This window comes from Actinoplanes sp. CA-131856, assembly GCF_050956135.1.
Classification (GTDB): Bacteria; Actinomycetota; Actinomycetes; order Mycobacteriales; family Micromonosporaceae; genus Actinoplanes.
The window spans coordinates 8,829,350-8,854,999 of record NZ_CP191849.1; the positions used below are offsets into that span (position 1 = coordinate 8,829,350).

Genomic DNA, 25,650 nt, shown 5'->3' on the forward strand with positions numbered 1-25,650 from the left:
CCCGACCGCCGGCGCCGCGTGGGGTAGCGCCGGCAGCCGCTTCAGCGCCGCCGGTCAGCCCCTCCTTCCCGGCTCGGGCATTTCCGATTTCTCCCTCGTGGCGGATTTTTCGGGCGGGGCCTCCCGCTTCCCCGGAACACTGCTGCCCGGGCTCGTCGACGCGCATGTGCACTCCGCGCTCGTTGATCTCGCGACGGTGCGGGCGGGCGGTATCTCGGGGGTCTGGGATCTCGGCGGTGAGCCCTCCACAGTGGCTGCTCTCGCCGAAGACCACGAGCGGCGCAAAATGCCCCGAATCCGGTATGCCGGTCCTTTTCTGACGGCTCCTGGTGGATATCCCAGCGACCGCGCCTGGGCGCCCGCCGGCAGCTGGCGCGAGCTCCGCTCCCCCGCCGACGCCGTCGAGGCGGTGGCTGAGGCCAAAGCGCTCGGCGCCACGCTCGTCAAGGTCACCGCCCACGCCGGCGGGCCGCTGCTGTCCCCCGCGATCATGGCTGCCGTCGCCGAACAGGGGCTTCCGGTGGTCGTACACGCCGAAGGGGCCGGCACCGTTCGGCTTGCTCTCGACGCTGGGGCCTCCTTTCTCGCGCACACCCCGTGGACCGAGCCGCTCGACCCCGGTCTCGCCCGTGACTGTGCCGCCCGCATGACCTGGATCAGCACCCTCGACATCCACGGCTGGGGACAACCCACCCCGGCGTCGGTCACCGCCGTCGCCAACTTGCGGCTCTTCCGGTCGTACGGGGGTCAGGTGCTCTACGGCACCGACCTCGGCAACGGTCCTCTTCCCCCCGCCGTCAACCCCCGGGAGGTACGCCTTCTCCAAGCGGCCGGCATGACCCCGGACGAGATCCTCTCCGCCATGACCGGGCCCGGGCTCTCCTGGGTTCCCGGCGGGCTCGACCTCGACCCCGCCCGCTTCGCCGACTCGCTGGCCACCGCGCGGGTGCTCGACGACTCCGTGCACCCTGCGGTTTTCCCCAGGTAGGGACGACGGGCGACCTCATGGTCGGCGGGACGGCCGGTTTCTACGGTCGTTCCCATGACTTCTTTCGTCACCGACCTGGTGGAGCGGTTCGGCGGGCCCGGCGCCGGTCTCGCCGTGGCCCTGGAGAACCTGTTCCCGCCCATTCCGAGCGAGGCGATCCTGCCCCTGGCCGGTTTCCTGGCCGGGCAGGGGCGGATGAACGTGATCGCCGCGATCGCCTGGACCACTCTCGGGTCGGTTGCCGGCGCCGTCGCCCTCTATTACGTCGGCGCCGCTCTCGGCCGGGACCGGGTCCGGGCCATCGCGGCGCGGCTGCCGCTGGTCAAGGTGGGTGATCTCGATCGTACGGAGGCCTGGTTCGCCCGCCACGGCACCAAGGCCGTCTTCTTCGGGCGGATGATCCCGATCTTCCGCAGTCTCGTGTCGGTGCCGGCGGGTGTCGAACGGATGCGGCTGCCCGCGTTCCTGCTCTGTACCACGCTCGGCAGCCTGATCTGGAACACCACCTTCGTGCTGGCCGGCTACGCGCTCGGCGCCAACTGGACCGCCGTCGAGTCCTATGTGGCCACGTTCCAGAATCTGGTGATCGCCGCCTGCGCCCTGCTGCTCGCCTATTTCGTCGGCAGTCGATGGCGGCGCGGGCAGAATGGCTGAGGTGGCCCTCGTCCGACTGCTCCGCACCGTCGCCCTCGGCGCGCTGAGCGGGATCGTCGGGGCGCTGTTCCTCGTGGTGGCGGTGGCTTCGGGCTTTCGGCCGGCTCTTCAGACGTACGCCAGAAGGCTCGCCGAATTTGACCGTCGCCGTCTCGGCCTGGAGCCCGTCCGCTTCGACGCGCGGCACGCCTTCCGGTTTCTCGCGGCGCGGCTGCTGCCGGCCTTCCTCGGTGTGCTGACCGTCGGCATGCTGGTGGTCGGCGTGGTGCTGGCCGGCATCGTGGTGCGCGCGGTCGCCACCGGCGAGATGTCGTTTCTGGGGCTGCTGGAGCAGATGCTGTTCGGCTCGGCGCTGCTCCTGCTCGACCTGCAGGCGATGGCCAGCACGGTGGCGCTCGACCGGTGGCTGCTGCGCACGCTGCTGGCCCCGGGCACCCGGGAGGAGCTGGAGCAGCGCATCACCGAGCTGACGGTCAGCCGGGCCGGTGTGATCGAGGCGGTCGACGCCGAGCGCCGCCGCATCGAGCGTGACCTGCACGACGGCCTTCAGCAGCGGCTGGTCGCGCTCGGCATGCTGCTGGGCCGGGCCCGCCGCTCCCCCGAGCGCGCCGCCGAGCTGCTCGCGCAGGCCCACGACGACGCGCAACGGGCCATCGACGAGCTGCGCGAGGTGGCGTGGCGGGTCTATCCGTCCGCTCTGGAGCACGGCACCCTCGACGACGTGCTGACCATGGTCGCCCAGCGCTCCCCGGTGCCCGTCCGTGTCACGTACGACCTGCCCGAACGCCCGCCGCGCCCGATCGAGACCGTCCTCTACTTCGTGGCGTGCGAGGCCATCACGAACACGGCCAAGCACGCCGCCGCTACGGTGATCACCGTGCGGCTGACCCCGGGGGTGGAGATGGTGATCGCCGACGACGGCGTGGGCGGCGCCTCGCTCGACGGCTCCGGCCTGCGCGGCCTGGCCGACCGGGTGGCCGCGCTGGACGGCCGTTTCGAGCTCGACAGCCCGCCCGGCGGCGGCACCACCATCCGGGTCGCGCTGCCATGCGCATAGTGCTCGCCGAGGATTCGACGCTCCTGCGCGAGGGCCTGGTCCGTCTCCTGGCCGACGAGGGCCACGACGTGGTGGCCGCGGTGGCTTCCGCCGGCGAACTGGTGGCGGCCGTCGACGAGGCCAGGCCGGACGTCGTGGTCACCGACGTCCGCATGCCGCCCACCAACACCGACGACGGACTGCGCGCGGCCCTGGAGATCCGCCGGCGCTGGCCGGCGACCGGGGTGCTGGTCCTCTCCCAGTACGTCGAGAAGCGCTACGCCTCGCAGTTGCTGGCCGACCGTTCCGACGGTGTCGGCTACGTGCTGAAGGACCGGGTGGCCCAGGTCGAGGATTTCCTGGACGCCCTCGACCGGGTCGCGGCCGGCTCGACCGCGCTCGACCCCGAGGTCGTACGGCAGCTCATGTCCGGGTCTTCCGGTCTGACCCGCCTCACCCCGCGCGAGAACGACGTCCTGCGCCTGATGGCGGCGGGCTGTACGAACGTGGCCGTGGCCGAGCGTCTGTTCGTGTCGCTGAGCGCGGTCGAGAAGCACGTGAACGCCATCTTCGACAAGCTCGACCTGGCCGCCGCGTCCGACTACAACCGCCGGGTCCTGGCCATCCTGCGCTACCTGGACTCGTAGGCTGACCCCATGATCGTGGTGACGGGAGCAACCGGCCGCCTCGGCGGCCGAGTCGTGCGGCGCTTGACCAACACTCCCCTGCGCCTGCTGGTGCGGGACGCCTCCCGAGCTCCGGCCGGCCACGAGGCCGCGGTCGCCACCTACGACGACGGCGAGGCCGTCCGGCGCGCGCTGACCGGCGCCGGCACGGTCCTGATGGTGTCGGCCGCCGAGACCCCCGGCCGGGTCGCCGAGCACATCACCTTCGTCGACGCGGCGGCCGCGGCCGGCATCAGCCACCTGGTCTACATCTCGTTCGCCGGAGCCTCACCGGCCGCCAGATTCACCCTGGCCCGTGACCATTGGGCGACCGAGGAGCACATCCGCGAAAGCGGCCTGCCCTTCACGTTCCTGCGCGACAGCCTCTACGCCGACTTCCTCCCGTTCATGGTCGGCGACGACGGCGTCATCCGCGGCCCCGCCGCCGACGGCCGGGCCGCCTTCGTGGCCCAGGACGACATCGCCGACGCCGCGGCGGCCATCCTGAACGACCCCACCGGCCACGCCGGCCACACGTACACCTTGACCGGCCCCGAATCCCTGACCATGACCGAGGCCGCCGCCGCCCTGACCGCCGCCGGCCACCCGGCCCGCTTCCACAACGAGACCCTGGAGGAGGCGTACGAGTCGAGGCGCCCCTACAACGCCCCCGACTGGCAGCTCGACGCATGGGTGAGCACGTACACCGCCATCGCCGCCGGCGAGCTGGCCGAGGTCACCACGGACATCCCCACCTTGACCGGCCACCCCGCGACTTCCCTGGCCACCCTGCTCGCCCAGCGATCAGCAAGTTGATGCGCTTGAGTGTCTTGCGGTCCTGGGTCTGCCAGCAGAGATAGCCGTCCCAGCCTCGGTCGAGCTGAGTTTCACTCGTCAGACTCGGCTCGCTCTGTTGTTCGACCGGCCCGCCATTGCTCGACGCTCTCCGCCAGCCACTTGGCATTCGCCGGCGATCGGAGCAGGTAGTTGGTCTCCACCATCGCGTCCCAATCCTCCTTGCTGACCAGGACGGCGTTGCCACGCATGGAGACGATCTCGATAGGGGTGTGGTCTGCGTTGACCCGCTCGATCAAGGGGAGCAGGGTTCTGCGTGCCTCACTGGCGCTGATTGCGGCGGTCATGGAGCCTCCCAGGAGTTTTGTACCGGACACGGGGCCTCGGCCGAAAGTCGTAGAGGGGTGGGGAGGTTTCCGGCTCTGAGCGGATGTGCGGGGCGGTGGCCGTGCGGGACTCTCGAACACGATCACGGAGAGAGAGGGTCGCGATGACTATCGAGGATGACAATCTGCCCAGCCGGAGCCGGGTGGTGCTGACGGGGATCAGTTCGCGGGCCTGGGAGCATCCGGCCGATCGGGGGGCTCTGACCGCCCTGCGGGAGCTTCGCGGGTTCGACGACGTGGTGCGCGGGCTGTTCGGCATGTGGAACGAGCGGGGGTTCCGCCTGTCGTACCTGGCCGGGGCGATCCGCGTCGGGCAGGGGCAATATCCGCGGGTGCACGCGCTCTTCGCGGAGGCGGCGGCGTCGCTCGACGTCGAAGAGCTTCCCGAGGTGTACGTCAGTCAGTCGCCGATCATCACCAGCAAGGCGATCGGCATGGACCGGCCGTTCGTCGTGATCAGCACGGCGGCCGTGGAGAAGCTCGACGACGACGAGCTCCGTACCCTGCTCGGGCGCGAGATCGGGCACGTGCGCAGCGGGCACGCGGTCTACCAGACGATCATGACCGTGCTGACCCGGTGGGTGACCAGCGTGAGCTGGCTGCCGGTCGGGGCCATCGCCCTGCGGGCGATCATCGCGGCCATGTACGAGTGGTGGCGTAAGGCCGAGCTGTCGGCCGACCGGGCCGGGCTGCTCGCGGCGCAGGATCCGTCCGCTTCGCTGCGCCTGTTCATGAAGCAGGCCGGCGGCGGTGACCTCTCCCAGATCGACACCGCGGCCTTCCTGGCCCAGGCGGCCGAGTACGAAGGGGGCGGCGACCTGCGGGACAGCATCCACAAGATCGGCATGACGGCGTTCAGCGCCGAGCCGGTGCCGGTGGCCCGGGCCGCCGAGCTGCAGAAGTGGGTCGACTCGGGCGACTACGGCCGGGTTCTGGGCGGCGACTATCCGCGCCGCGACGACGACCGGGACGCCTCGGTCACGGCCGACGTCAAAGCGGCCGCGGCCAGCTACCGCGACAACTTCCGTGACTCCAGCGACCCGCTGGTCACCTTCGCCCGCAAGGCCGCCAACGGCGCCGCCGACCTGGTCGGTTCCGCCGCCCGCGGCGCCCGGGGCTGGGCGCGGGGAAGCGACAACTGACAAAACGTCCGGGTGGCGCGGAATCGAGGCCGCGCCACCCGGTCACAGCAAAAGCCCGGTCACAGCAAAAAGCCCGGTCACGCCAGATATGTGGTCAGCCAGTCGACTGTCTCGCGCAGGTAGTCGGCTCGTGACGAGCGGTGCAGCAGCTCGTGGCCCTCGTCCGGGAAGAGCAGGAACTTGTGGGGTACGCCCCGGGCCGCCAGCGCCGCGACGACCTGCTCCGCCTCGATGAGGGGGACGTTGCTGTCGTTCTCGCCGTGCACGACCATCAGCGGGGTCCGCAGCCGGTCGATCCGGGTGATCGGCGACAGGTCGGCCAGCAGGTCGCGGTCGGCCACCGGGTCGCCGTATTTGGAGACCGCGGCCGCCGCGATCCACGGCTCGGTGTGCTCGTAGAACGTGGCGAAGTTCGACATGCCGCACACGTCGATGCCCGCCTCGAAGAGATCCGGGAACGTCACCAGCGCGGCCAGGGTCAGATAGCCGCCGTACGACCTCCCCATGATCCCCAGCCGCGAGGCGATGCCCGTTTCGAGCAGGTGGGTCGCGCACGTGCGGACGTCCTCGATCGCGTCGTGGCGGAGCGCGAGGTTGTCGGCGTTGACGAAGGCGCGCCCGAAACCGGACGAGCCTCGCACGTTGGGGGCGAACACCGCGATGCCCCGCGCCACCAGCGACTGGAAGAGCGGCCCGTGTCCGGGCCGCTCCTGGGCTTCGGGACCGCCGTGGAACCACAGGACTGTCGGGTGCGGCCCCGGGCCGGCCGGGCGGAACAGCCAGCCGGTGAGGGTGAGCCCGTCGTGGGCCGGGAAGGTCTCCAGCGTCGGCCGGACCGCGTCGGGCGCGGCCGTCTCGGCCGAGACGGGGACGAGGCCGTCGTCTCGCGAAACCCACACCCCGTGCGGTTGCCCAGGTCCTTCGGCCGTGAACGCGAGCGCCGAGCCATCATGACTCCACGCGAGCCCGCTGACGACCGAGCCGGGGAGCGGAGCCAACCGTCGCCAGGATATTTCCGACAAATCAACGAGGGAGACCTCAGACTCGCCACCTCGCACGTTCCACAGGACCGCCGCCCGGAGTCCATCGGCGGTGATCGTGAAGGACTCCGCCTCGGCGTTCGCAGAGGTGGCGACGACCTCGACCGCACCGTCGACGACCCGGATCAGCACCGGGAACTCGCCGGTCTCGCTGCGCGCGTAGATCGTCGTGCCGTCCGGCCCGAAGACCGCCTGCTCCCCCGCCGTCACGTACGAGTCGACGCCGGTGTCCAGGTCGCGGACCGCGACGTGCCGGCTGCCGCGCGGACCCACCCGCAGCAGCGCGCGGCCGGCCGCGACGTCGAGCAACGAGATCAGCTCGCCCGTGCCGACGACCGTCCGGTCGCCGGTGACCGGGTCGATCAGCAGGGCCGTCGTCAGGTTCTCGGTCAGCGCCAGCAACGACCGCCCCGGCAGCCAGCGCATGTTGTCGGCCGTGTCCGCGCCGAAGCCGGCGACCTGGTGCAGCTGCGAGCCGTCGGGCCGGACCAGCCACACCTCGTGCCGGGGTGCGCCGCCGGGCGCGACCGAGCAGGCCAGCCAGCCGCCGCCGGTCGACCAGGCGACCGCCGCGACCGGCGCCTCGCCCGTGTCGACGAGGAACGCCAGGTCGCTGCCGACCGGCTGCACCCACACCTGCGGGCGGCCGCCGCGGTCGGAGACGTACGCGCAGTGCCGCCCGTCCGGCGACAGTGTGGGTGACCAGCTGCCGGAAACCTCCGACGGGAACGGTTTCGTGAGAGGGGAGAACCCAACGGGCAGCACAGTGACGTCGACACGGTTGAGCTGACCGGTCATACGGTTCCTCCCTCGAATGGCTAGATTCCCTTGTCCTGCAACCACATCTCCAGCAGTGCGAGCTGCCACAGCTGGTTGGCACCGAGTGTGGTGCGCGGGGTGTTCGGATCGGCCAGCAGGTGGTCGACGTACTCCTGCCGGAACAGCCCCCGTTCCCGGGCTGCTCGCGCCGTGAGCGCTTCACGTACCTTGTCGAGCATCGCTCCCTCGAGGTGCCGGATGCCTGGTACCGGGAAATATCCCTTGGTCCGGTCGATCACCTCGTCGGGCACGACCCCGCGGGCCGCCTCTTTCAGTACTCCCTTGCCACCGTGCGCCAACTTCAGAGCGGGCGGGCAGGCCGCGGCCAGCTCGACCAACTCGTGGTCCAGGAACGGTACGCGTGCCTCCAGCCCCCACGCCATAGTCATGTTGTCGACCCGTTTGACCGGATCGTCGACCAGCATCACCTGGGAGTCGAGCCGCAACGCCGCGTCGACGGCGGTCTCGGCGCCGGGCCGGCCGAAGCTCGCCGCCACGAACTCGCGGCTCACATCAGTGCCGACCAGCCAATCCGGGTTCAACTGCTGGGCCAGGCGGCTGTACGGCCGGTCGAAGAACTCCCTCGCGTAAGCGTCCACGGCCTGGTCGTAGGGCACGTCCGCGAGTGGCGGATACCAGCTGTAGCCGGCCAGGATCTCGTCCGCGCCCTGCCCCGATTGTACGACCTTGACCGACTTCGACACATCCTCGCTGAGCAGGTTGAACGCGACACAGTCGTGGCTCACCATCGGCTCGGCCATGGCCGCCACCGTCCGGTCGACGGCGGGCAGGAAGCGTTCCCGGCCGATCCGGATCTGGTGGTGCTCGGTGTCGAACTGCTTGGCGATGATGTCGGAGTACGCGAACTCGTCGCCGGTCTCGCCGCCGGCCGCCTCGAAGCCGATGCTGAACGTGGTGAGGCCGCGCTGACCCTGCTCGGCCAGCAGCGCCACGATGTAGCTGGAGTCGATGCCGCCCGACAGCAGCACGCCGACCGGCACGTCGGCCACCATCCGGCGCTCGACCGCCACCTTGAGCTTCTCGTGGATCAGCTCCGGCCAGTCGGCGTCGGCGATGTCCGGGCGCCGCGTGTGCGACGCCTCCCAGTACACGCGGTCGGTCGACGACCCGTCGGCGCGGATGATCCGCACCGTGGCCGGCGGGAGTTTCCGTACCCCCGAAATGATGGTCCTGGGGGCCGGCACGACGGAATGGAACGTCATGTAGTGCTGGAGCGCGACCTTGTCGATCGACTTGTCGACGTCGCCCGCGGCCAGCAGCGCCGGCAGCGTCGAGGCGAAGCGCACCCGGCCCGGCGTCTCGGCCAGATAGAGCGGCTTGATCCCGAGCCGGTCACGGGCCAGCATCACCGTGCCCGAGTCGTGCTCGACGATCGCGAAGGCGAACATGCCGAGGAAGCGCGTCACGCAGTCGGCGCCCCAGCGGTGGTACGCCTTGATGATCACCTCGGTGTCCGAGGTGGAGAAGAACTTGTAGCCGTACCCCCGCAGCTCTTCTTTCAACGAGCGGTAGTTGTAGATGCAACCGTTGAAGACCAGGGTCAGGCCGAGCTCCTCGTCGGTCATCGGCTGCCCACCGGCCTCGGACAGGTCGATGATCTTCAGACGGCGATGACCGAGAGCGACCGGCCCCCGGGCCCACAGCCCTTCGCCGTCCGGACCGCGCGATTCCAGGCACGGCAACATCCGCCGGACGGCCTCGACCTCCGCCGCCCGGCTGTCGTACCGGAGTTCACCGGCGATCCCACACATAAATTCCTCCCCTGTCGTTAGCTGAGCAGCCACGTGTCCTTGGAGCCGCCGCCGCGCGACGAGTTGACGATCATGCTTCCGGCCGGGGCCACCCGGGTCAGGGCGGCCGGAGCGACCACCGACTCACGGCCGGTGAAGATGAAGGCGCGCAGGTCCACGTGGCGCGGCGCGAGCTGATGGCCGTCGAAGACCGGGTGCGTCGAGAGCTGCACGACCTCCTGGGCCACCCATCGGTGCGGCGCGGTGCGGATCTGCCGGCGTACGGCCGAAAGGTCCTCCGCCGTCGCATGGGGACCGATCACGATCCGGTCGCCGCCGTAGCCGTCCACCGGCTTGCAGACCAGCTGGTCGAGCCGGTCGAGGACCTCGGCCCGCTGCTCCGGGATGCCGCACAGATAGGTCGGCACGTCGGCTAGCAGCGGCTTCTCCCCCAGGTAGTACTCGATCAGCTTGGGCACGTAGGCGTACACGGCCTTGTCGTCGCCGATGCCGTTGCCGAGCGCGTTGGCCAGCACCACGGTGTCCGCGTGCAGCGCCGTGATCAGGCTCGGGCCGAGCGGCATGCCGTCCGCGCCCGGCGAGTGGACCAGGCTGTCCTCGCCCATCCGCAGATAGATGACGTCGACCCGGCGCCGCTTGCCGTCGCGCATCCGGTAGACGATGCCCTCGTCCACGAACAGCTCGGTGCTGCGCACCACCGGCACGCCCATCTCCTCGGCCAGCATCCGGTGCTCGAACCAGGCCGAGTCGTCCGGTCCCTGACTCAGCACGACGATCTGGGGATCGTCGCCCGCGGCCGGGCGGGCCGACTCGATCAGCGCCCGCTTGAGCAGCGCCGGCGTGTCCTCCACCGAGATCAGGCCGGGCGGTTCGGGCAGCTCCGGCAGAACGCTGTGGGTGAGGCGGCGGTTCTGCATGGCGTACGCGATGCCCGACGGCACCCGCAGGTTGTCCTCGAGGACGCACCACTCGCCGCTCTGGTTGCGCACCAGGTCGACGCCGGCCACCTGGGCCCGGACCCCCGCGTGGGCGACCAGGGCGCCGCTGGGCCGCAGCTCCGGCGACCCGTCGATCACCCACTCGGGAACGACACCGTCGCGGACCACTTCCCGATCGCCGTACACATCCTGAATGAAAAGATCGAGAGCACGCACCCGCTGGACGAGCCCACCGCGCAGCGGGCCCCAGTCCTCGGCCGGCACGATCCGCGGCACGAGGTCGAACGGGAACAGCCGGGTCGCCGCCTCGCCGGCGACGCTGAACGTGATGCCCCGCTGGCGCTGCTCGTCGTCGCGCGCGTCCTCGCGCCGCCGCAGACCGGCCGAGCCGAGAGCTTTCAGGACATTGACCACCCCGGCGTACGCCTGCGTGGGCTCACCGTCGGCGAAAGCCTCATCGCCCGTACGGGCGTACGGGAAGAGCCCGGCCGGAACCGACTGGCCCTCCGGCCCGATGCCGGTGGCCCCGCCCCGCGTGTCGGCCACGAGCAGATCGACCACATCGGAGATCCGGCCGCGCCGCGTCATGGCCCGGCGCTGGCGTGCGGCCGAGCTGCCCCGGCTGAGCGCCCGCACCGACAGGTCGAAGACCTGCTCCCAGTCGCCCAGCTGCTCCAGCTCGGGCCGCAGCTCGCCGACCAGTTGCTCCACGGCCAGCGCGGCCGGCACCGGCTCCGGCCCGCGGCGCAGGTCGAGCAGGTCGCCCTCCAGACCGGAACGGGCGGCCCGCCACATCGCGGCCCGGTGCAGCGGAGGCTGTACTCGTTTCACCGGGTGGCCAGCCCGGTACTCCTCCCGGGCGCGCAGCACCAGCGCCCGGAACAGCCCGGCCAGCAGCACGACCGTGTCCACGTCCGGGCTGGAGTCGGTGACGCGCAGCTCCACGGTCGGCACGTGCGCCGACGGGCGCACGTCGAAATAGACCATCTTGGGGTCGGTGATGGTGCCCGAGGCGATCAGGTCGGCCACGAGCTGGTCGTGCTCGGCGGCCGAGTTCAGCACCCCCGGGTCACCGGCCGTGGGCCAGCGCAGCCACACCAGCGAGCGCACGCTGGCGTACCCCGAGTCCTCACCCATCCAGTACGGCGAACTGGTCGACAACGCGAGCAGCGTGGGCAGCGCCGAGGTGACCCGCTGAGCCACGGCGACCGCCTCGTCCCGGTCCGGGACGCCCACGTGCACCTGGGCCCCGCAGATCAGCTGCTCCCGGGCCAGAAGCTGGTAGTCGTCCAGCATCCGCCGGTAGCGCGACGTCGGCGTCACGGGCAGTGACTCCAGGTCGACCAGCGGCACCGTGCCCGCCGCGACCAGCCCCAGCCCGAGCGACTCGGCCACCGTGATCGCCTCGCGCCGGCGGCCCGCGATGCCGTCGCGCAGATCGTCCAGAGTGTCGCTGACCGGGGTGTTCGTCTCGACCACCGAACGGTGCAGCTCGGCCGAGAACTTCGCCGGGTCGAGCTGGTCGAGCACCTCCTGCGCCCGCGGCACCAGCTCCCGGGTGACCAGGTCGACGACGTGCAGCTCCTCCTCGACACCGAGGTTGAGCTCCTCGGAGCGGTGTGCCTCGCTCGCCGTGACGCTCAGAGATTCTGTCATGAGACCGCCTTGTTCCTAGCCCGACTTGACCCCGAGCCTCGCCATCACATGTGCCGATCCTGTTCCGTGCCCATTTCCAGCTCGCGCCGAACATCCCTTCCAACCACCCCACCGCCACCCTTGATCGGGCTGAAGGCTTTTCCCCGGGCGGTGCCCTCAGGTGATGCACACACCCTGTAACCTCGGCCCCGTTCTCACACCGGGAGGTTTTGATGAGCAATGTCGTCGTGGTGACCGGCTCCGCCGGCCTGATCGGCTCCGAGTCCGTACGCCACTTCGCGGGCCTCGGCATGGACGTCGTCGGCATCGACAACGACATGCGGCAGTACTTCTTCGGCACCGACGGCTCCACCCGGTGGAACCTCGACCGCCTGGTCAAAGAGGTGGGCGAGCGCTACACGCACCACAACATCGACATCCGCGACCGGGACGGCATCGACGCCCTGCTGGCCCGCTACGGCAAGAGCATCGGCCTGGTCATCCACGCCGCCGCGCAGCCCAGCCACGACTGGGCAGCTAAGGAGCCGTTCACCGACTTCGACGTCAACGCGGGCGGCACCCTGAACATGCTCGAGGCGCTCCGCAAGCACGCACCGACGGCGCCGTTCATCTTCACGTCGACCAACAAGGTGTACGGCGACACGCCCAACCGCCTGCCGCTGGTCGAGCTCGACTCCCGCTACGAGCTGCCCCAGGACCACACGTTCCACGAGGGCATCACCGAGGAGATGTCGATCGACCAGACGCTGCACTCGGTCTTCGGAGCATCCAAGGTCGCGGCCGACGTGATGGTCCAGGAGTACGGCCGCTACTTCGACATGCCGACGGCCATCTTCCGTGGCGGCACGCTCACCGGCCCCGGCCACTCGGCGGCCGAGCTGCACGGCTTCCTGGCGTACGTGATGCGCTGCGTGATGGAGCAGCGGACGTACCACATCTACGGCTACAAGGGGAAGATGGTCCGCGACGCCATCCACTCGCACGACCTGGTGACGGCGTTCGAGGCGTTCCACAAGGCCCCGCGGGTGGCCGAGGTCTACAACATGGGCGGCGGCCGCTTCTCGAACTGCAGCCACATCGAGGCGTTCCAGATCGCCTCCGAGATCACCGGCCTCGAAGCGAAGACCGACTACGTCGGCCAGGCCCGCACCGGCGACCACCAGTGGTGGATCAGCAGCACGGCCCGGTTCGAGCAGCACTACCCGGACTGGAAGCTCACCTACGACGTCCCGGCCATCCTGCGCGAGATGTACGAGGCGAACCAGGACGTCTGGAAGCCCACGGCCTGACCCGCAGACCTCGCAGACACCGCAGACACCGCAGACCCCGCCCTCCCTTGGGGGCCCCCGTCCAGCTCCAGTCTGACGGAAAACGCGAGATCCTGCGGGCGGCCTGTGGACGACGGCGTGCGCTGTGGATAACTCATGCGGCTGAGCGCTCCCGGGCAAGTTCCTGTGGCTTACCTGGGGGTGCTCGTGCCGTAACGGTTGGTTAACCGACGGTCGGTACATTTCCGGCATGTCCGTCTTGAAGGTAATCCGTCATGACGTGCCGGCGTCGATCGTGGTCTTTCTGATCGCGATTCCGCTGTCCCTGGGTATCGCCGCGGCCTCCGGGGCACCCCTGCTCGCCGGCCTGGTGGCCGCTGTCGTGGGCGGGGTTGTCGTGGGGGCCTTCGGCGGGGCTCCGCTGCAGGTCAGCGGGCCCGCCGCGGGACTCACCGTGATCGTCGCGGGCACCATCGCGAACTTCGGGTTCGCTGCCACCGCCGCCATCGTGGCGCTGGCCGGAGGCGTACAGATCCTGCTGGGTCTGGCCCGTCTCGGACGCGCCGCCCTCGCCCTCTCACCGGCCGTGGTGCACGGCATGCTCGCCGGGATCGGCCTGGTCATCGCGCTCAGCCAGATCCACGTCGTGCTCGGCGGGGCGCCACAGAGCGACGCCTGGCACAACCTGCGGGAGCTGCCGGCCCAGATCGCCGGCATACACGGCGCCTCGGTGCTGCTCGGCCTGCTCACCATCGGGCTGCTGCTGCTCTGGCCGCGCCTGGTCCGCACCTCGCTGCTGCCGGCCGCCCTGGTCGCCGTCGTCGTCACCACCGTGGTGGCCGCCCTCATCGGGGCCGACGTGCAGCGGGTCGACCTGCCCGACCGCCCGCTGTCCGAGCTGGTCTTCCCCCGCTGGCCCGACGCCGGCCTCGGCGAGATCGCCCTGGCCGTGCTCACCATCGCCCTCGTCGCCAGCGTCGAGTCCCTGCTCTCGGCCGTCGCCGTCGACCGCATGCACGACGGCCCGCGGGCCGACCTCAACCGCGAACTGGTCGCCCAGGGCGCCGGCAACACCGCCTCCGGCCTGCTCGGCGGCCTGCCGATCACCGGCGTCATCGTCCGCAGCTCCACGAACGTCGGCGCCGGCGCCCGCACCCGCGCCTCGGCCGTCCTGCACGGCGTGTGGGTCGCGCTCTGCGTGCTGCTCGCCGCCGGCATGCTCGAGATGATCCCGATGGCCGCCCTGGCCGCGGTGCTGGTCGTGGTCGGCCTGCGGTTGATCAGTCTGGCTCAGATCAAGACCTATATACGCCACCGCGAGCTGCCGACCTATCTCATCACCGCCGCCGGCGTGGTCGCCACCGACCTGCTCACCGGGGTGGCGCTCGGCCTGGCCGCCGCCGTGCTGGTCATGCTGTGGCGGGTCGCCCGCTGCGACATCCGCGTGGCCAGTCCCGGCCCCAACGAGTCGGTCGTGACCATGACCGGCACGCTGGCCTTCGTCGGCTCGGGCCGGGTCGCGCGGGCCCTGGCCGCCATCCCGGCCGGCCGGTCGGTCGCCGTCGAGCTCCATCTCGACTACCTCGACCACGGCGCCTTCCAGATCATCGAGGACTGGCGCGAGGCGTACGAGAAAGCGGGCGGAACCGTCAGTGTCAGAGAAACCCACGACGGTTGGTTCCACCGGGCCACGAGCGGCCGCCTGGGCGACGGCAAGACCACACCGCGGCGCTTCGGGTCGTGGACGCAATGGCAGGACCTCGACCGTCAGAAGCGTGACGCCATGGCCGCCGGCATCCAGGAGTTCGAGCGCAGCGTGGCCCCGCTGGTGCGCCCGCAGCTGGCCGATCTGGCCCGCGACGGCCAGACGCCCGAACAGCTCTTCATCACCTGCGCCGACTCCCGCCTGGTCCCCAACCTGATCACCACCAGCGGCCCGGGCGATCTTTTCTGTGTCCGCAACGTCGGGAACATCGTCCCGCCGCATGATCAGGGCGACTCGTCGGTCGGCGCCGCCATCGAGTTCGCGGTGGGAGTGCTGAACGTCAGCACGATCACCGTCTGCGGCCACTCCGGTTGCGGCGCCGTCCGCGCCTTGATGACCGGCGGCTTCGCTCCCGACCAGGCCTTGGGCCGCTGGCTGGACCAGTCCGGCGTCGACTTCACCGACTGCGACGACGAGGAGGGTTGCGTCACCGCGAACCTCGCCCAGCAGCTGGCCAACCTGCGCACGTACCCGGTGGTCCGCGAGGCCGAGGCCGCCGGCCGCCTCACCCTGACCGGCCTGTACTTCGACTTGGCCGAGGCCCGGATGTACACGGTCGACGAGTCCGGCCGGACCCGCGTCCCGCTTCCGCCACCCGTGCCGGTCGCCGCCGCGAGCTGACCACCGGCAGGGCAGGCCCGCTTCCTCCACCGGACGCTCCCGAGCGTCGGCGGAGGAGGCGGGCACGACCGGGCCGAAAATCGGCGGTGGTCACCACGGCCCCGGTCATAGCCTCAGCGCCATGGACAGCCTGGACGAACAGCGTGAGTACTACCGTCAGCGCGCCCCCGAGTACGACGAGTGGTGGCAGGCCCGAGGGCAATATGCGAAATCCCCCACGGACGAGGCTCGCTGGTTCGCCGACGTCGCCGAGGTGGAGCGGGCACTGGACGCTTTCGGCCCGGCCGGGAACGTCCTCGAACTGGCGGCCGGCACCGGCTGGTGGACACGGCGGCTGGCCCGGCACGCCCAGCAGGTGACAGCGGTGGACGCGGCCCCGGAGACGCTGGCGATCAACGAAGCCTCGGTGCAGGCCGGGAACGTGCGGTACGTGACCGCCGACATCTTCTCGTGGGAGCCACCGGCCGCCGCCTTCGACGTGGTCTTCTTCAGCTACTGGCTCTCCCACGTGCCCGCCGACCGGTTGGCCGGTTTTCAGCGGCAGGTCTCGGCGGCGCTGCGGCCAGGCGGACGGGTCTTCGTGATCGACAGCTACCACACCCGGCGCCTGCCCGATGACAAGCAGCAACGGGTCCTCAACGACGGCCGGCGCTTCGAGGTGATCAAACGGTACTGGCAACCCGGGGAGCTCGAGGCCATCCCGCAATGGCGGCTGACCGCACGGGTGACGGCCGGCCGGTCCATCGTCTACGGCTGGACGAACTTCTGAAGCTGCTGGTAGAGGACCTTGTCGGAGACGGCGCTGGGGATGGTCGGGCCGGTGCCCACGGGGACGACGTTGGGGCAGGTGGCGGCGTCGCCGAACAGCTGTTTCTGGAGAAGACGGCGGCCGGTCGCCACCTCGTACAGGGAAAGGTTGTAAACGCCCCGGGCCAGCTCGTGGGTGTCGCACTTCCTGATCAGGGTGCCGTTCTTCGTCAGGCTCAGGCAGGCGACCAACTGGGACTTCGTGGGATCGCTGGGCAGCCAGGCGTCGCGGAGGGGCTTGCTGAGGCCGTACGGCACGTCCAGCGCCGCCCTGATCCGATGAGGACCGCCGGTCAGGGTGTCGGTCACCCCGACGCTGATCTGGTGGGGCGCGCGGCCGGTGTAGCGGGGGGACTTCGGGTAGTACAGGCCCTCGCAGACCAGGGCCAGGTCGTCGGCGCGCTTCACCGGGGCGGCGCTGGGGCGCGGGCCGGCCGGGGAGGCCGAGGCGGAGGCCGACGGACCGGTCCAGGTGGCGGGGAGAGCGTCCCCGCCACCTGGACCACCGAGGACCTGCCAGCCCGCGACGACCGCGACCAGGACGACGGCGACGGCCGACACCGGGATGACCCAGCGGGGCGGGCTGGCCCACGCGCGCGCCGCCGCCTGAGCCGGCGGTGAGGCGGCGGCCCGGCGACCGGCCTCGAAAGCACCGGTCTGCCACCGCGACCACCGCGGCTCAACCGGCGGCGCTTGCTTGTCGTCCATGCGCGTCCCGTCCTTGGTTACTACCGAGTAGGACGGTGACTGTACCTAATTCAGTGACGCACGTCTCAGAACGGGGTGAGGGTGATGCCGGCCTGGCGCGGGTCGCCGTCGTGGACCAGGGACTCCTGGTTCTGCACATCGTCGAAGGCGAACGCGTACGCCTTGCCGTCCACCATGTTCTCGTGGATCACCTTGGCGTACAGGTTGGCCGGGTTGCCCTGGTAGAAGTCGGCCGCCGTGCCGCTCGGCTGGGTGTCGAGCCGGCCCAGCGTGGTGCGGGTCAGCGCCGCGCACAGGGTGCGGGCGATCGGGCCCACGACCTGGTCGTTCGGCGCGGCCAGGGCGCCGTCGCAACCCCACACGTTGGCCGTCGAGGGCTTGGTGAACGAGGCGACCGTCTTGCCCGTGGTGTCGGTGAAGTTCATGACGTCGCCGCTGGTCCGGCCGGTGAAGCGCACCGACGGCTGGTCCGTGAAAGGCACGACGGTCAAATTCTTCGAGGTGTACGCCGACCAGGCACCCGAGATGAAGGAGTCCAGATAGGTGGGACTCATCAGGCCGGCGTCGGCGGCCTTGCCGGGCGCGAGAACGCGCAGGACGGTGCCGTCGGCGCGGGTGACGACGCTCTTGGCGAAGTCGGCGGACGCCTTGACCGCGTCGATGACCTTCTGACGGCCGCCGCTCTTGAGCTCGCCCGTCTGCGAGGTGACACCGGTGCCGCCGGTGACGCTGACGATGTGCGGGACGGCGAACATGTCGACCTGCGAGCTGTTGAGCCACAGGCCGGAGTCGTTGAGGGTGAACTCGCTCCAGTCGAACAGGATGTCCTTGTTGGGGTCGCCGCCCGCCCACGGCGCCGGCTGGACCAGGCCGTCGGTGGTGAGCCGGAAGTCGAGCTTCCGCCCGAACGACATGTAGAGCCGGCCCGACAGGTTCTTCGGGACCTTGATCGTGGTGCTGGCGCCGTTGCCGGGTCCGGCGATGGCGACGTCCGGCGCGGGGACCGGAACGGCGCCGCCCCCGGTCCAGGCGGTGAACGTGCCGGCGCTGTTCACGTAGCCGAGCTTGCCGGTCGTCAGGTTCACGCCGAGCACGTAGAGGAACACCGAGTCGGCGCGCCCGGTCCTGTTGCTGACCGTCACCGGGAGGAGGTTGCTCGCCGGGGGTACAGCCGACGTCGCCCCGCTCGTCGCCTCACCACCGCCCGCCGATTCCTGATTTGTCGGATTTGTCGACGGAGCGGGGGTGGCGGAGGGCGCGGAGGGCGCGGCGGTAGAGGTCGAGGTGGGTGGGGTGCCGCCGGGGACTGTGCCGCCGGGGACTGTGCCGCCGGGAGCGGTGTCGCCGGGAGCGGTGCCGCCGGGGGCAGCGTCGCCCGAGGCGGTCCCGCACGGCTGACCGTTCAACTTGCAGTTGACCGGCTTGCCGCCCGCGCCGACGAAGCCGAACGTCACTTTCGCGTCGACCGGCACCGCGCCGTTCCAGGAGCGGTTCGTGAAGGTGCGGTGGCTGCCCGACGCCGTCATGTCGGCGTCCCAGAAGCTGCCGATCGTGGCGCCGGCCGGCAGGTCGAACTCGACCTTCCACGAGGACATGGCGGACGCGCCCGTGTTGCTGATCGTCACCTCGCTCTGCCATCCGGTGCCCCAGTCGGACACCGTCCTCACGGCGGCCGTGGGAGCGGCCGCCGAGGCGGGCAGGGCGAACCAGGCCGTCGCCGTGGCCGCCACCACGGCGACGGTGGTCAGGATCAACGTTCTCGTGCGGCGCATCGTCGGACTTGCCTCCGGTGTAGCGGGGATGGGGACGGTCCCCATCCTGGGAAGCGGTGCGGCGATCCGCCCGTACGCCCAAGATCTTTATGGTTCCTTTAAGGGTCTTCTGCCCTTTTTTCGCGAGGCGGTTACCCGCGACGCCACTTCTGGTTGGCGCCGCCCGTGCAGTCCCAGAGGATCAGCCGGGCGCCGTCGTTGGCGTTCCAGGCGTCGATGTCCACACACTTGTTGGCCTGCGGATTGACCAGGTCACCGGCGGCCGACAGGACGAACTGCTGCGCCGCGTTGCCGCTGCAGTTGGCGATCTGGATGACCGCGCCGTTGGCAGTCGAGCCCCATGCCACGTCGAGGCACTTGTTGTTCGACGTCTGGAGAGTGCCGTTCACGAAGTTCCACTTCTGGGCGCCGGTGCCGTTGCAGCCCCACATCTGCACCGGCACGCCGTCCGAGAAGTTCGAGTTGGGCACGTCGATGCACTTGTTGTTGAGGCTGCTGATCAGCGAGGACCCCGAGCCCCCGCCGCCGGTCGTGGTCAGCGACAACCCGTACACCGAGAGGATCTCGTTGACCGGCTGGAACCACATCGTGCCGCCGCTGGAGCAGTTGCCCGTTCCGCCCGACGTCACGCCCTGGGCCTGGTTGCCCGAGATCCACGAGCCGCCGGAGTCGCCCGGTTCCGCGCAGGCGTTGCTCCGGGCCAGACCGGAGACCGCACCCTGGGAGTAGACGATCGTCTCGTTGCGGCCGAGGATCGTGCCGCAACGCCAGCCGGTGGTACGCCCGGAGCGGCACACCGAGCTGCCGATGGCCGCCTCCTGCGAGCCGGCCACGGTCACGTTGCCGCCCGCGTAGTTGTTCACCCACGGCTGCGAGGTCCAGTTCCCGTTCGTCCGGATCCAGGCGTAGTCGTTGCCCGGGAAGGACGAGCCGGCGAAGGTGCCCTGGGCGACGTTGTTGTATCCGAGGGTCGGGCTGCCCGTGCCGCCGCAGTGGCCGGCGCTGACGAAGCCACCAGCCACGGCGAAGCCGACCGAGCAGAGGGTGTTGCCGTTGATCACGTACTGGTCGCCGCCGCGGGTGTCGTAGAGGGGTTTCGGCTGTTCGGCGGAGACCACGCTCACCGCGCCGGCGCCGGCATCGCGGGCGAAAGCGGCGGCGGACTCAGCGGCTCCGGGCGCGGCCATCACGACCACCCGGTTCGCAGTCGTGTCGACGTACCAGCCCCGCACCGACGAGGCCCGGGCCGCCGGCGCGTGCCGATTCAGGGCGTCACGCGATTTGGCCAGGTCAGCGGCGCTACGGGACACGAGCGCCGGGGTCGCCCCCTCCGCCCGTACGGCCGAAAAAGCGGAAGAATCGGTCACCGCGACCGTCAGACGGGTTGCCCCGGAGGGGATCCAGGCGCCCGCGAAGGCGGAGCCGAGCCGGGTCTCGAGCCGGCGCTGGACGACCGGCGCCGCGGCTTCCGTGCGCAGCCGGACGGCGATCTGCGCGTCGTCGAGCTTCAGGTCCCGCTTCATCGCGGCCACCATGTCCGGCGGGAGGTTCGGGTCGGCGGCGGGCGCGGCCTGAGCTGGTACGGGGGTGAGCAGAGTGATCGCCGAGGCGGCGACAGCGAGCCAGCGTTTGCGCATAGCGGGCTTCCTTTCACATGGGGATAGATCGGAGGCTGTCTATGCCTGACAACGCTGTCAAGAAACAATGAAGAAACCTGCCCGTATGAACCACGTGGCCTCCGTCGCCTCCTCTCGCCGACTCCGCCCCGGTCGTGCAAGGCTGTGTTCTTCAGGAGTCGTTCGCAGCAGACGGGGTGTACGGGCAAATGGGCATGGTCAAGGTGGTCGGCCTGGTGCTGCACCCGCGGCGCGACTGCGGCTCCGCGATCGACGCGATCACGCGATGGGCGCAGCGGCGGGACGTCCAGGTGCTGGGGCTGCACGAGGAGATCGACCGGATCGACTGCCAGGCCGAGGCGGTCAGCCCCGAGGAGATGGTCGAGCGGGCCGGCCTGCTGGTCAGCCTGGGCGGCGACGGCACGATGCTGCGCACCATGCGGCTGGTCGAGGGGCGCAAGACGCCCGTGCTGGGGGTGAACGTGGGCCGGCTCGGCTTCCTGGCCGAGGTCGACCTGCCCGATCTGCCCGAGGCGCTCTCCGCCATCGACGAGCACCGGTTCACCATCGAGTCGCGCACCGCGGTGCGCACGGTGCTGCCCGACGGCAAGGCCGTGTCGGCCTTCAACGACATCGCCATGGTCCGGGTGCCCGGCGACGGCCTGGCCGCGATCGGCATCTCGGTCGAGGGCAAGAACTTCGTCAACTACCAGGCCGACGCCGTCATCGTCTCCACACCGACCGGCTCCACGGCCTACAGCTTCTCGGCCGGTGGCCCGATCGTCTCCCCCAACGTCGAGGGACTGATCGTCACCGCCGCCGCCGCGCACTCCTCGTTCAACCGCCCGCTGATGCTCGCCCTCACCGAGCGGCTCGAGCTCGACGTGCTGGCCACCAGCGGCCGCCTGGCCATCGAGGTCGACGGCATCATCGAGGGCTACGCCCGGCCCGACGACCGGCTGGCCATCGAGCCCGTGCCGACCGCGGCCAACGTCATCCGCCTCGGCGGCACCTCGTTCTACGAGCGGGCCCGGCGCAAGCTGCGGGTCGAGGGCAGCGCCCAGGTCGGCGTGCCCGACTCGGCCGACGCCGTCGTGGTCGACAGCTTCGAGCGCCAGCGCTACGAGGTGCTGCTCGGCGGCGAGGTGGCCGGCGTGCTCAACTACCGCCGCCACGGCGACAAGATCGAGCTGATGCACACCGAGATCGAGCAGACGTTCTCCGGCCGCGGGCTGGCCAGCCGGCTCGCCTCGGCCGCGCTGGAGGACGCCCGCGGCCGCGCCACCCCGGTGGTCGTCTCCTGCCCCTTCGTCATCGGATATCTGGACCGCCACCCCGAATACGCCGACCTGCTTAGCCAGAGCTGAGGTACCGACTCATGGGCCATCCCACGATCCTCACCGTCGACGACGACCCTTCGGTGTCCCGGGCCATCGCCCGCGACCTGCGCCGCCGCTACGGCGACCAGTACCGGATCCTGCGCGCCTCGTCGGCCGCCGACGCCCTCGACGCGCTCAAGGAGCTCAAGCTGCGCGGCGGCCGGGTCGCCGTGATCCTCGCCGACTACCGGATGCCGCAGATGAACGGCATCGAGTTCCTGGAGCAGGCCATGGACCTGTTCCCGAACGCCCGAAGGGCCCTGCTGACCGCGTACGCCGACACGGACGCCGCCATCTCGGCCATCAACGTCGTCGACGTCGACCACTACCTGCTCAAGCCGTGGGACCCGCCGGAGGAGAAGCTCTATCCGGTGATCGACGCCCTGCTTGACGCGTGGCAGGCCACCGGCGACCGCGAGATCGAGGACATCCGGGTCGTCGGCCACCGCTGGAGCGAGCCGTCGTACCAGATCCGCGACTTCCTGGCCCGCAACCTGGTGCCCTACAAGTGGTACGGCGCCGACGAGGCCGAGGGCCGCCGCCTGCTCGAGGCGGCCGGGGTCGGCCCCGAGGCCATCCCGCTCGTGGTGACCGCCGACGGCCGGGCCCTGGCCCAGCCCAGCACCACCGAGGTGGCCGAGGCGGCCGGCCTGTCGACCGCGCCCAACCGCGACTTCTACGACCTGATCATCGTGGGCGGCGGCCCGGCCGGGCTCGGCGCCGCGGTCTACGGCGCCTCCGAGGGCCTGCGGACCCTGATGGTCGAGCGCCAGGCCGTCGGCGGTCAGGCCGGTCAGAGCTCCCGCATCGAGAACTACCTGGGTTTCCCCGACGGAATCTCGGGCGCCCAGCTCACCGACCGGGCCCGCCGGCAGGCCGGCAAGTTCGAGGCCGAGGTGCTCAACACCCGCGAGGTCACGGGCCTGCGCGCCGACGGCTCGGCCCGCACGCTGACCTTCGCCGACGGCGGCGAGGTGTCGGCCCACTCGATAGTGCTCGCCACCGGCGTCGCCTATCGCCCGCTGGTGGCCGAGGGCATCGCCGACTTCACCGGCTCCGGCGTCTACTACGGCTCGGCCTCGACCGAGGGACCGTCCTGCGCCGGCACCGACGTCTACATCGTGGGCGGGGCCAACTCGGCCGGGCAGGCCGCGCTCTTCTTCTCCCGGTACGCCAAGACGGTCACCCTGCTGGTCCGGGGCGACTCGCTCGAGGCGTCGATGTCGTACTACCTGATCCAGCAGCTCAACCAGGTCGAGAACATCCGGGTGCGCACCCGCTGCGAGGTGATCGGGGCCCAGGGCAACGGCCACCTCCAGGCCATCACGATCTGCGACAGCAAAGAGGGCCTGAGCACCACCGTCGAGTGCGGCTACCTGTTCGTCTTCATCGGCGCCGAGCCCCGCACCGACTGGCTCGGCACGGCCGTCGCCCGTGACGAGAAGGGCTTCGTCTACACCGGGCCCGACCTGCTCTCAAATGGGTCCCGTCCGAAGGGATGGGATCGGGACCGCGATCCGTTCTACCTGGAGTGCAGTGTTCCCGGCATCTTCGCCGCCGGCGACGTCCGGGCCAACTCCGTGAAACGGGTGGCCTCGGCGGTCGGCGAGGGCGCGATGGCCGTCACGCTGGTCCATCGCTACCTGGAGGCGCAGTGAGATGACCGACCCCGTTCTCGTGCCCTGCGATCCCGGCGCCCTCTCGCCGGCCGAGCTCCGCACCCTCTTCCTGTTCGAGAAACTGACCGACGAGCAGCTGCAGTGGATCTCCGACCACGGCTGCACCATGCACATGCGCGCGGGCGGCACGGTCATCCAGGAGGGCGATCCCGCCGAGAAGTTCCTGGTGCTGCTCAGCGGCACCATCGCCATGACCCGCCAGGTCGGCCAAGACGACGTGCGGGTCAACCGCACCGAGCAACGCGGCGTCTACATGGGCGCCACCAACGCCTACCTCCGCGACGACGGCATCCCGCGCCGTTACCCGTCGAGCATCCGCGCGCTCGACGACTCCGACTTCTTCGTGATGAGCGCCGAAGACTTCGGGCACATCATGCGCGAGTGGTTCCCGATGGCCGTACACCTGCTCGAAGGCCTGACCCTGGGCATGCAGAGCTCCCAGGCGGCGATCAGCGAGCGGCAGCGGCTGACCGCGCTCGGGGCGCTCTCGGCCGGCCTCATGCACGAGCTGAACAACCCGGCCGCGGCCGCCTCCCGGGCCACCGCCGCCCTGCGCCAGCGGGTCGCCGGCATGCGCCACAAGCTGGGCATGCTGGCCGCCGGCAAGGTGCCGCCGGACCGCCTGGTCGAGCTGGTCGAGCTCCAGGAGGACGTGATCGAGAAGGCGGCGAAGGCGCCCGCGCTGACCGCCATGCAGGTCGCCGACCGTGAGGACGAGCTCGGCGAGTGGATGGACGAGCGCAACGTGACCGGCGGCTGGGACCTGGCCGCGGTCTTCGCCCAGGGCGGCCTCGACCTCGACTGCCTCAACGACATGGAGGCCCGGGTCGGCTCCCCCGAGCTGCTCGACCAGGCCATCCACTGGATCGGGTACGCGCTCGAGACCGAGCAGCTGATGACCGACATCGAGGACGCCACGAGCCGGGTGTCGTCGCTGGTGGCCTCGGCCAAGCAGTACTCGCAGATGGACCGGGCCGCCCACCAGTGGATCGACGTGCACACGGGCATCGACAGCACCCTGGTCATGCTGACCCACAAGATCGGCACGGGGGTGAAGGTCGTGAAGGACTACGACCGCTCGCTCCCGCAGATCCCGGCCCACCCGGCCGAGCTGAACCAGGTCTGGACCAACCTGATCGACAACGCGGTGCAGGCCATGAACGGCGCCGGCACCCTGACGATCACGACCTTCCGCGAGGACGACCACGTGATCGTCTCGGTCGGCGACACCGGTCCCGGTGTGCCCGACGAGCTGAAGAAGCGGGTCTTCGAGCCGTTCTTCACCACGAAGCCGGTGGGTGAGGGCACGGGCCTGGGCCTGGACATCTCGTACCGCATCGTGGTGAACGGCCACGGCGGCGACATCAAGCTCGACTCGAAGCCGGGCGACACGAAGTTCAAGGTGCGGCTGCCGCTGAACGAGCCGGCCTCGGCCTAGCTCGTCCTCAGCCCGGATTTATCAGCTTGGATAGCGCAGGCCGTTGACGGTCAGATCGATGATCGCGGCGGCCTGCGCCTCCCGGCCGGCCGCGTCGTTGGCGAGGCTGATGCCGCTGAGGGCGCCGGCGAGCACGGCCGCCTCGACCCGGGAGGCGAAGATCCCGTCCCGATAGCCGGCGTCGAGAAACTTCTGCAGGGCGGCGTAGACCTCATCGTGCGAGGCGGCGAGCCCTTCGGCGTCGGTGGCCTTGACGACGGCTTTGAGCGCCAGCGCGATGCCCGGCTTCCCTTGCGTGTTACCGATGAACCGCCTCATCCAGGCCTTCAGCGCCTCATCGGCCGGCATGGCGGCCAGCAGCTCGTCGGCACCGGCACACAGTCGCCCGATCTCGTGCAGATAGGCCCCCGTGATCAGCGCTTCCCGGGTCGGGAAGTGCCGATAGAGCGTGGCGATACCGACATTCGCGCGCCGGGCCACCTCATCCAGCGCGATCTCGACCCCGCGCTCCCCAAAGACCTCGACAGCGGCCGCGATGATCGCCTCCCGCTTGCGGCGAGCATCCGCCCGCATCGGCTTCTCCTGCGTCACTCCCGCCCCCTTCCCCGCCCGGCGCTGGCTGAGACGGCTCTCAGGCAATCTTGCGAATCGGAGGAATCCTCCATATCTTAGGTGGAGTAATCCTCCACTTACCCTAGCAGGCAGG

20 protein-coding genes are annotated in these 25,650 nt (G+C 70.4%); 12 read left to right on the top strand and 8 right to left on the bottom strand.

Translation table 11 applies throughout. From position 1 onward, the window contains the following. Nucleotides 1-97 precede the first annotated feature (97 nt). The 5 genes from ACQP2X_RS40315 to ACQP2X_RS40335 are packed head-to-tail and all read left to right on the top strand — an operon-like array spanning nt 98 to nt 4,159. Nucleotides 98-988 (top strand): amidohydrolase family protein, encoded by an 891-nt coding sequence (locus ACQP2X_RS40315; RefSeq protein WP_498690919.1) that lies wholly within the window; start codon nt 98-100, stop codon nt 986-988. A 54-nt stretch (nt 989-1,042) separates the two neighbouring features. Then, on the top strand, nt 1,043-1,642 hold the full coding sequence (locus ACQP2X_RS40320) for a DedA family protein (protein ID WP_498690921.1): 600 nt from the start codon (nt 1,043-1,045) through the stop codon (nt 1,640-1,642). A gap of 1 nt (nt 1,643) precedes the next feature. Next, on the top strand, nt 1,644-2,699 hold the full coding sequence (locus tag ACQP2X_RS40325) for a sensor histidine kinase (protein ID WP_498690923.1): 1,056 nt from the start codon (nt 1,644-1,646) through the stop codon (nt 2,697-2,699). Further along, nucleotides 2,690-3,325, top strand: a complete 636-nt coding sequence (locus ACQP2X_RS40330) for a response regulator (protein WP_498690924.1) — start codon at nt 2,690-2,692, stop codon at nt 3,323-3,325. Before ACQP2X_RS40325 ends, ACQP2X_RS40330 begins: the two co-directional genes overlap by 10 nt. Nucleotides 3,326-3,334: 9 nt before the next feature. Further along, the gene (locus ACQP2X_RS40335) at nt 3,335-4,159 is read left to right on the top strand and encodes an NmrA family NAD(P)-binding protein (RefSeq protein ID WP_498690925.1); all 825 of its coding nucleotides are present in this window, start codon (nt 3,335-3,337) and stop codon (nt 4,157-4,159) included. A gap of 71 nt (nt 4,160-4,230) precedes the next feature. Here the strand turns inward: ACQP2X_RS40335 and ACQP2X_RS40340 are convergent, their stop codons facing one another. Then, nucleotides 4,231-4,485, bottom strand: coding sequence for a type II toxin-antitoxin system Phd/YefM family antitoxin (locus ACQP2X_RS40340; RefSeq protein WP_498690926.1), 255 nt, complete (start codon nt 4,483-4,485; stop codon nt 4,231-4,233). Between the two features lie 143 nt (nt 4,486-4,628). On the opposite strand from ACQP2X_RS40340, the gene ACQP2X_RS40345 reads away from it, so the two are divergent. Next, nucleotides 4,629-5,666 (top strand): M48 family metallopeptidase, encoded by a 1,038-nt coding sequence (locus ACQP2X_RS40345; protein WP_498690927.1) that lies wholly within the window; start codon nt 4,629-4,631, stop codon nt 5,664-5,666. A 77-nt stretch (nt 5,667-5,743) separates the two neighbouring features. Here ACQP2X_RS40345 and ACQP2X_RS40350 read toward each other — a convergent pair whose 3' ends face one another. Genes ACQP2X_RS40350 through ACQP2X_RS40360 form a run of 3 tightly spaced genes read right to left on the bottom strand, consistent with a single transcriptional unit; the run spans nt 5,744 to nt 11,891 of the window. Then, nucleotides 5,744-7,504 (bottom strand): S9 family peptidase, encoded by a 1,761-nt coding sequence (locus tag ACQP2X_RS40350; protein WP_498690929.1) that lies wholly within the window; start codon nt 7,502-7,504, stop codon nt 5,744-5,746. Nucleotides 7,505-7,524: 20 nt separating this feature from the next. Next, a complete protein-coding gene (locus ACQP2X_RS40355) occupies nt 7,525-9,297 on the bottom strand; it encodes an N-acetylglutaminylglutamine amidotransferase (protein ID WP_498690930.1) in 1,773 nt (590 codons plus the stop codon). Nucleotides 9,298-9,314: 17 nt separating this feature from the next. Beyond that, complete coding sequence (locus ACQP2X_RS40360; protein ID WP_498690931.1) at nt 9,315-11,891, bottom strand: glutamate--cysteine ligase; 2,577 nt, start codon at nt 11,889-11,891, stop codon at nt 9,315-9,317. A 212-nt stretch (nt 11,892-12,103) separates the two neighbouring features. On the opposite strand from ACQP2X_RS40360, the gene ACQP2X_RS40365 reads away from it, so the two are divergent. From ACQP2X_RS40365 to ACQP2X_RS40375, 3 genes are all read left to right on the top strand, one after another. Further along, a complete protein-coding gene (locus ACQP2X_RS40365) occupies nt 12,104-13,180 on the top strand; it encodes an NAD-dependent epimerase/dehydratase family protein (RefSeq protein WP_498690932.1) in 1,077 nt (358 codons plus the stop codon). 229 nt (nt 13,181-13,409) lie between these two features. After that, the gene (locus ACQP2X_RS40370; protein WP_498690934.1) at nt 13,410-15,545 is read left to right on the top strand and encodes a bifunctional SulP family inorganic anion transporter/carbonic anhydrase; all 2,136 of its coding nucleotides are present in this window, start codon (nt 13,410-13,412) and stop codon (nt 15,543-15,545) included. 121 nt (nt 15,546-15,666) lie between these two features. Next, a complete protein-coding gene (locus ACQP2X_RS40375) occupies nt 15,667-16,314 on the top strand; it encodes a class I SAM-dependent methyltransferase (RefSeq protein WP_498690935.1) in 648 nt (215 codons plus the stop codon). Here the strand turns inward: ACQP2X_RS40375 and ACQP2X_RS40380 are convergent. The 3 genes from ACQP2X_RS40380 to ACQP2X_RS40390 all read right to left on the bottom strand — a co-directional run bounded on the left by ACQP2X_RS40380 (nt 16,293) and on the right by ACQP2X_RS40390 (nt 20,469). Next, a complete protein-coding gene (locus tag ACQP2X_RS40380) occupies nt 16,293-17,060 on the bottom strand; it encodes a hypothetical protein (RefSeq protein ID WP_498690936.1) in 768 nt (255 codons plus the stop codon). The genes ACQP2X_RS40375 and ACQP2X_RS40380 overlap by 22 nt on opposite strands. A 65-nt stretch (nt 17,061-17,125) precedes the next feature. Then, complete coding sequence (locus ACQP2X_RS40385) at nt 17,126-18,832, bottom strand: beta-1,3-glucanase family protein (RefSeq protein ID WP_498690937.1); 1,707 nt, start codon at nt 18,830-18,832, stop codon at nt 17,126-17,128. A 131-nt stretch (nt 18,833-18,963) separates the two neighbouring features. Beyond that, the gene (locus ACQP2X_RS40390) at nt 18,964-20,469 is read right to left on the bottom strand and encodes a ricin-type beta-trefoil lectin domain protein (RefSeq protein WP_498690939.1); all 1,506 of its coding nucleotides are present in this window, start codon (nt 20,467-20,469) and stop codon (nt 18,964-18,966) included. 188 nt (nt 20,470-20,657) lie between these two features. Between ACQP2X_RS40390 and ACQP2X_RS40395 the strand changes: the two genes are divergently transcribed. From ACQP2X_RS40395 to ACQP2X_RS40405, 3 genes are read left to right on the top strand one after another with little or no spacing between them, the layout of a single operon-like run. Then, nucleotides 20,658-21,815 (top strand): NAD(+)/NADH kinase, encoded by a 1,158-nt coding sequence (locus tag ACQP2X_RS40395; protein WP_498690941.1) that lies wholly within the window; start codon nt 20,658-20,660, stop codon nt 21,813-21,815. 11 nt (nt 21,816-21,826) lie between these two features. Then, nucleotides 21,827-23,485 (top strand): NAD(P)/FAD-dependent oxidoreductase, encoded by a 1,659-nt coding sequence (locus ACQP2X_RS40400; RefSeq protein ID WP_498690943.1) that lies wholly within the window; start codon nt 21,827-21,829, stop codon nt 23,483-23,485. A 1-nt stretch (nt 23,486) separates the two neighbouring features. Then, a complete protein-coding gene (locus ACQP2X_RS40405) occupies nt 23,487-24,944 on the top strand; it encodes an ATP-binding protein (protein ID WP_498690944.1) in 1,458 nt (485 codons plus the stop codon). A gap of 21 nt (nt 24,945-24,965) precedes the next feature. Here the strand turns inward: ACQP2X_RS40405 and ACQP2X_RS40410 are convergent, their stop codons facing one another. Beyond that, a complete protein-coding gene (locus ACQP2X_RS40410) occupies nt 24,966-25,535 on the bottom strand; it encodes a TetR/AcrR family transcriptional regulator (RefSeq protein WP_498690945.1) in 570 nt (189 codons plus the stop codon). Nucleotides 25,536-25,650 lie beyond the last annotated feature (115 nt).